Genomic DNA, 6,037 nt, shown 5'->3' with positions numbered 1-6,037 from the left:
GTCTTGCCGTGGTCAACGTGACCAATCGTGCCAATGTTTACGTGCGGCTTCGTACGTTCAAACTTTTCCTTTGCCATGATGGCCTCCTGTCTTCTCTTTGGGGTGCCGGGCTGAAGCCCGGCCTACGGGTGGTGGGTAGGGCGGGCTTCAGCCCGCCGCCCCGGTTAAGCGTATTTCGCCTGGATCTCGTCGCTGATGTTCTGCGGCACGGGATCGTAGTGATCGAATTGCATGGTGAACTGGGCGCGGCCCGACGACATCGAACGCAAGGTATTGATGTAGCCGAACATGTTGGCCAGCGGCACCATCGCGTCGATGGCGATAGCGTTGCCGCGGTTTTCCTGACCGGACACCTGACCCCGACGCGATGTCAGGTCACCGATGATGCCACCAGTATATTCTTCCGGCGTGATCACCTCGACCTTCATGATCGGCTCGAGCAGTTTGGCACCCGCTTTGCGCATCCCTTCACGCATCCCCATGCGGGACGCGATTTCGAACGCGAGAACGCTGGAGTCAACATCGTGGAACTTGCCGTCGATCAGTGCAACCTTGAAGTCGATCACGGGGAAGCCCGCCAACGGGCCGGAATCCATCACCGACTGGATGCCCTTTTCGACGCCCGGAATGTATTCCTTGGGCACAGCACCGCCAACGATCCGGCTCTCGAAGGAGTAACCTTCACCCGGTTCTGTCGGCGAGATGATGAGCTTGACTTCGGCAAACTGACCGGACCCACCAGACTGTTTCTTGTGTGTGTAGGTGTGCTCGACCTCGTGACCGATGGTTTCGCGATAGGCCACTTGCGGCGCGCCGATGTTGGCTTCGACCTTGAACTCACGCTTCAGGCGGTCGACGAGGATGTCGAGGTGCAGTTCGCCCATACCCTTCATGATGGTCTGACCGCTTTCGAGGTCAGTTTCCACACGGAAGGATGGGTCTTCTGCCGCCAGACGCGCCAGACCCTGGGACATTTTCTCTTGGTCGCCCTTGGTCTTGGGCTCCACCGCGATCTCGATGACCGGATCGGGGAAGGTCATTGTTTCCAGCACGACCGGCTCTTTTTCCGAGCACAACGTGTCACCGGTGGTGGTGTCCTTGAGACCCGCCAGCGCGATGATGTCACCTGCAAAGGCTTCCTCGATCTCCTCACGGTTGTTCGAGTGCATCATCATCATCCGACCGACGCGCTCTTTCTTGCCCTTGGTCGAGTTCAGCATGGAGCCGCCCTTCGACAGAGTGCCCGAATAGATGCGGGTGAAGGTCAGCGAGCCCACAAAGGGGTCGTTCATGATTTTGAACGCGAGGCCGGAGAACGCCATGTCGTCGTCCGCACGGCGGGCGATGTTACGCTCTTCGTTTTCGTCGCCCGGTGCAAAACCCATGTAGTCAACAACGTCCAGCGGGCTGGGCAGATAGTCGATCACGGCGTTCAGCAGCGGTTGCACGCCTTTGTTCTTGAACGCGGAGCCGCCCAGAACCGGCACGAACGACAACGACAGCGTACCCTTGCGCAGCAGGCCACGCAGGGTCGCGACGTCGGGCTCGGCGCCGTCCATCAGGTAGTTTTCCATCGCGTCGTCGTCCATTTCGACGGCCGCTTCGATCATCTTGCCGCGCCACTCTTCGGCCATGTCCTTGAGGCTGTCGCGGATCGGCGCCTTGATCCAGGACGCGCCCAGATCTTCGCCTTGCCACAGCCACTCTTCCATGGTCACAAGGTCGATCAGACCTTCGAGCTCGGTTTCAGCACCGATCGGGATACCGACGGGCACGGCGCGCGCGCCGGTCCGGTCTTCGATCATGTTCACACAGTTGAAGAAGTCTGCGCCGATCTTGTCCATCTTGTTGACGAACACCATGCGCGGCACCTTGTAGCGGTCAGCCTGACGCCACACGGTTTCCGTCTGCGGCTCAACACCGGCGTTGGCGTCCAGCACGCACACAGCCCCATCAAGCACAGCCAGCGAACGCTCAACTTCGATGGTGAAGTCCACGTGGCCGGGCGTGTCGATGATGTTCAGGCGGTGCTTGGGCGTTTCCGCCGTCTCACCGTCTTCGGTGCGTTCCCAGAATGTGGTGGTCGCAGCCGACGTGATGGTGATGCCACGCTCTTGTTCCTGCTCCATCCAGTCCATGGTGGCCGCACCATCGTGCACCTCACCGATGTTGTGGGACTTGCCTGTGTAGAACAGGATGCGTTCCGAACATGTGGTCTTGCCGGCATCGATGTGAGCCATGATGCCAAAGTTGCGGTAGCGGTCGAGCGGATATTCGCGTGCCATGGGGCTGCTTCCTCAGAGTGTCTGGGTTACCAACGGTAGTGGCTGAACGCTTTGTTGGCGTCGGCCATCTTGTGCGTGTCTTCGCGCTTCTTCACGGCGGTCCCGCGGGATTGCACAGCATCCAGCAGTTCACCGGCGAGGCGTTCTTCCATCGTGTTTTCGTTGCGGCCACGCGCGGCTGTGATCAACCAGCGGATGGCCAGCGCTTCGCGGCGCTCGGGGCGAACCTCGACGGGCACCTGATAGGTGGCACCACCGACGCGGCGCGAGCGCACCTCAACGGCGGGTTTGATGTTGTCCAGCGCTTCGTGGAAGACTTCCACGGGCGCGCGCTTGATCTTGCCTTCGACGCGATCCAGCGCGTTGTAGACGATGCGCTCGGCGGTCGATTTCTTTCCGTCCAGCATCATGTTGTTCATGAACTTGGTCAGAACCGTATCGCCATATTTGGCGTCCGGCAGAACTTCGCGTTTCTCGGCGGCGTGACGACGTGACATCTGCTGCTCTCCTTATTTGGGGCGCTTGGCGCCGTATTTCGAACGGCGTTGTTTCCGGTCCTTGACGCCCTGGGTATCCAGAACACCGCGCAGGATGTGGTAGCGCACACCGGGAAGGTCTTTGACACGGCCGCCACGGATCAGAACAACGGAGTGTTCCTGAAGGTTGTGGCTTTCGCCCGGAATGTAGCTGATGACCTCAAAGCCATTGGTCAGGCGCACTTTGGCAACCTTCCGCATGGCCGAGTTCGGCTTTTTGGGTGTCGTTGTATAGACACGTGTGCACACGCCGCGTTTCTGCGGATTTCCCTCAAGGTGGAGGGACTTGGAGCGTTTCACTTTCGGCTGCCGCGGCTTGCGGATCAGCTGTTGGATCGTTGGCATTGCAGGTCTGTTCCCCGTCTCATCAACATATGTCGTGCGGGACTGCCCCGCGGTTTCAATTCCATCACTCCCGTGCGTCCACGAAAGCGCAAAAACCACGATCGCTCCCGTCCGGGGCGACGCGGTGGGTTTCCAGAGGATCGGACCAAGTGAAAAGGCCGGATCGTGTCCACTTCGGTTTTAGATTTCGGGTTCGGGGCTGGCCCCCGGTCCGAGATGTGCGGCGTATAGGGGGAGTCGCAGGTGCTGTCAACAGCCCCTCAGGGCGTGATGACCCCGCTGGACGGACGCAGCGGGTGACGTCCACCCTGCCCCGGTTTCGGTGGACAGCGCAAGGGCGACGGGCCACAGTGCGATCAAAGGACAATTGCGGATTTTACATGAGACTTTTCAACCTATTCGCCCCATTGCTGATGGCCCTTTTGATGACCGCCCTGCCAGAGCGCGCCGACGCACAGCGCCTGCCGGTCGAACGCAGTATGAAATTCAACACGACCGACCACGGCTTTGCTAAGGTCAAAGGGTTCTCGCGACTGGGCAAACGCGCCCAGCGGTTCGAGGTGCGTGCCGGGGATTGTGGCTGGGATGACGGGTGGAGCGATTGCGACAACGACCGCGAACGCTCAGAACTTTATGTCAAGAAGGATTGGCGCGCGGGCACCGACCAGTGGATCGCTTTCTCCATCTACCTGCCCGAAGATTTCCGTACCTCGTCCCGTGTGCGCACCACCGTCGGCCAGGTAAAAATGAAAGGCGGACCCACAGGCTTTACCGGCGGCTACCCGTCCGAGCCGGGCGTGTTCCAGATGGAGATGCTGGGCAACCGCTACTTCCTTCGGGTGCATGTGCTGTCGGGCCCCTTTGACAACGTGCGCAATGACATCAAAGATTACAACCCTGCCAGCATTTCCGAATTGCGCGGAAAATGGACCGATTTCGTTGTGCGCCTGAACACCAAGACGGCGCCTGCAACACTCGAAGTGTTCAAAAACGGCACACGTGTTGCGCTGCACAACTACAATCAGAACTACGCGCCCAAGGCCTATTATTTCAAATACGGCATCTACCGCTCTTTCGTCAGCCAGCATCGCGGCCCAATGCCCACGCAGGTGGTGTTTTTCGACGAGGTGCGCATGGGCAAAAGCTATGACAAAGTGGCCGTTGAAAAACAGCGTCGCGGCGTAGACTGAAAGGCGAAACGACGATGCAAGTGATTGGTCTGTGCCGTTTCTCCTATCCCGCCAAGGGCGGTTTTCAGGTTGAGCATGACACAATCGAAGAACGGATGGCCTTTGTATGGGCGCGGGAACGGCTCGAAGAGCGGTTCCGCCTGTTCGAGACTATTGCCCTGCCGTGTCTGCGGGCGCAAACGGATGATGATTTTGACCTCGTGGTTCTGATCGGGGATGCCTTTCCGGACGAACACAGGGACCGCCTGCACGCGATGTGCGCGGACATCCCGCAGATTGAAATTCTCGAACAGCCGCCGCGCAACAACCGCAAGGTCTGCAAGGAAATCCTGAATGCCTCCCGCCTGTACCCTGCGGAGCCCTGCGTTCAGTTCCGGTTTGACGACGATGATGCGGTATCGCTGGATTTCATCGCCAACCTGCGCGCCGCAGCCCAAGACGTAGAGCCGCTGACCCGCCAGCACCAATGTGTCGGCATCGACTGGCCGCATGGGCGTGTGGCCGAAGTGGGCGCGCACGGGATTGCAGCGACCGAAATCTACCGCCCCTATTATGTCGCGGCACTGGGCGTGCACGTCGCTGGCAATTCGATGTTGACCATCCACAACTTCATGCACGAACGCATTCCGCGCATGATGCCCTGCGTCACCTACCCCGACCCGGACATGTTTGTGCGCACCCATAATGGCTACAACGACAGCCGCCAGAAGCAGGTCAAAACGGTGCCCGTGGCGCCTCTGTCGGCTGAGGATCAGGCGCTGTTCCGTGACCGGTTTGCCATTGATGTGGATCATGTGCGGCGCGTGTTTTCAGCGCCGTGAGATCTGCCGTTCTCGGTAAAGGGTAAAGAGGCCGGTTGCCACCACGATCCCCGCCCCCAGCAATGTCAGTTGATCGGGCCAATCGCCAAAAACGAACAGCCCCAAGATCAGTGCAAACACCAGACCAGTGTACCGGAACGGCGCGACAAAGCCGATGTCGCCCTGCCGCATGACCTGCACCGAAAACCAGTACGCGCCGATGATCAGCACCGATGCCCCGACGATCAACGCCGTCAGGCGTGGTGTGAACGGCACCCACGGCTCCGTCACGGACACGAGGCCAAAGAACACTGTGATGGTCAGGGCCGCCATCAGGGTCACCGTCATCGTTGGTGCTGCGGGGCTGAGGCTGCGGGTGGCAAGGTCACGCACGGTGACACAAGCCACCGCGCCCAAGGCATAAAGCGACCAGACCGAAAACCCTTCTGCACCGGGTCGGACAATCAGCAGAACGCCGACAAAGCCGACACTGATTGCCACCATGCGCCGCCACCCCAACGGCTCCCCCAAGACGACCGCCGCCGCCACGGCAACAGTCAGCGGCAAAGCCTGAAGGATGGCCGTGACATTGGCGATCGGCATGTTGAGCAACGCAGACAGAAAGAAATACGCAGCCCCGATTTCCGACATGGACCGGATGCCGATACGCACCCAGTCTCGCGCACTGACCCGCAGGCTGATCCGGCCCAGCCAACGCGCGCACAACAAGATCAACGCAACAGACAAGGCCCCCCGCACAAACAGCAACTGCCCCAACGGGATCGCGCCATCCGTCAGCTTGATCAGCACGTCATTGAACGTGAAGCACGCCATGGAGGCCATCATCAGAAGCGCGCCAAATGTGTTGGGAGACATGCGGT

General features: G+C 59.9%; 6 protein-coding genes. 2 read left to right on the top strand and 4 right to left on the bottom strand.

Going from position 1 to position 6,037, the window contains the following annotated elements; translation table 11 throughout:
* Positions 1-164: 164 nt before the first annotated feature.
* Genes fusA through rpsL form a run of 3 tightly spaced genes read right to left on the bottom strand, consistent with a single transcriptional unit; the run spans position 165 to position 3,166 of the window.
* Positions 165-2,285: an elongation factor G gene (fusA, locus tag Q1A85_RS22525; protein WP_299695192.1), complete on the bottom strand. Its 2,121-nt coding sequence runs from the start codon at positions 2,283-2,285 to the stop codon at positions 165-167.
* A gap of 26 nt (positions 2,286-2,311) precedes the next feature.
* Entirely contained in the window at positions 2,312-2,782 is a 471-nt protein-coding gene (rpsG, locus tag Q1A85_RS22520; RefSeq protein WP_299695189.1) for a 30S ribosomal protein S7, read from the bottom strand.
* Positions 2,783-2,794: 12 nt separating this feature from the next.
* Positions 2,795-3,166 (bottom strand): 30S ribosomal protein S12, encoded by a 372-nt coding sequence (gene rpsL, locus Q1A85_RS22515; protein WP_024809820.1) that lies wholly within the window; start codon positions 3,164-3,166, stop codon positions 2,795-2,797.
* A gap of 413 nt (positions 3,167-3,579) precedes the next feature.
* Here rpsL and Q1A85_RS22510 point away from each other — a divergent pair, with 413 nt between their 5' ends.
* Together Q1A85_RS22510 and Q1A85_RS22505 are read left to right on the top strand one after the other, a co-directional pair.
* Positions 3,580-4,356, top strand: coding sequence for a heparin lyase I family protein (locus Q1A85_RS22510; protein ID WP_299695185.1), 777 nt, complete (start codon positions 3,580-3,582; stop codon positions 4,354-4,356).
* Positions 4,357-4,370: 14 nt separating this feature from the next.
* Positions 4,371-5,177, top strand: a complete 807-nt coding sequence (locus Q1A85_RS22505; protein WP_299695183.1) for a putative rhamnosyl transferase — start codon at positions 4,371-4,373, stop codon at positions 5,175-5,177.
* On the opposite strand, the gene Q1A85_RS22500 is transcribed toward Q1A85_RS22505, so the two are convergent.
* Positions 5,166-6,032: a DMT family transporter gene (locus Q1A85_RS22500; protein ID WP_299695181.1), complete on the bottom strand. Its 867-nt coding sequence runs from the start codon at positions 6,030-6,032 to the stop codon at positions 5,166-5,168. The two genes, Q1A85_RS22505 and Q1A85_RS22500, sit on opposite strands and share 12 nt — an antisense overlap.
* Positions 6,033-6,037 lie beyond the last annotated feature (5 nt).

Source organism: uncultured Tateyamaria sp. (assembly GCF_947503385.1).
Taxonomy (GTDB): domain Bacteria; phylum Pseudomonadota; class Alphaproteobacteria; order Rhodobacterales; family Rhodobacteraceae; genus Tateyamaria.
This window is presented reverse-complemented; position numbering and strand designations above follow the sequence as displayed.

Coding starts and splice junctions, on each gene's coding strand:
- fusA (WP_299695192.1), bottom strand. CDS start 2,285: ATGGCACGCGAATATCCGCTCGACCGCTACCGCAACTTTGGCATCATG.
- rpsG (WP_299695189.1), bottom strand. CDS start 2,782: ATGTCACGTCGTCACGCCGCCGAGAAACGCGAAGTTCTGCCGGACGCC.
- rpsL (WP_024809820.1), bottom strand. CDS start 3,166: ATGCCAACGATCCAACAGCTGATCCGCAAGCCGCGGCAGCCGAAAGTG.
- Q1A85_RS22510 (WP_299695185.1), top strand. CDS start 3,580: ATGGCCCTTTTGATGACCGCCCTGCCAGAGCGCGCCGACGCACAGCGC.
- Q1A85_RS22505 (WP_299695183.1), top strand. CDS start 4,371: ATGCAAGTGATTGGTCTGTGCCGTTTCTCCTATCCCGCCAAGGGCGGT.
- Q1A85_RS22500 (WP_299695181.1), bottom strand. CDS start 6,032: ATGTCTCCCAACACATTTGGCGCGCTTCTGATGATGGCCTCCATGGCG.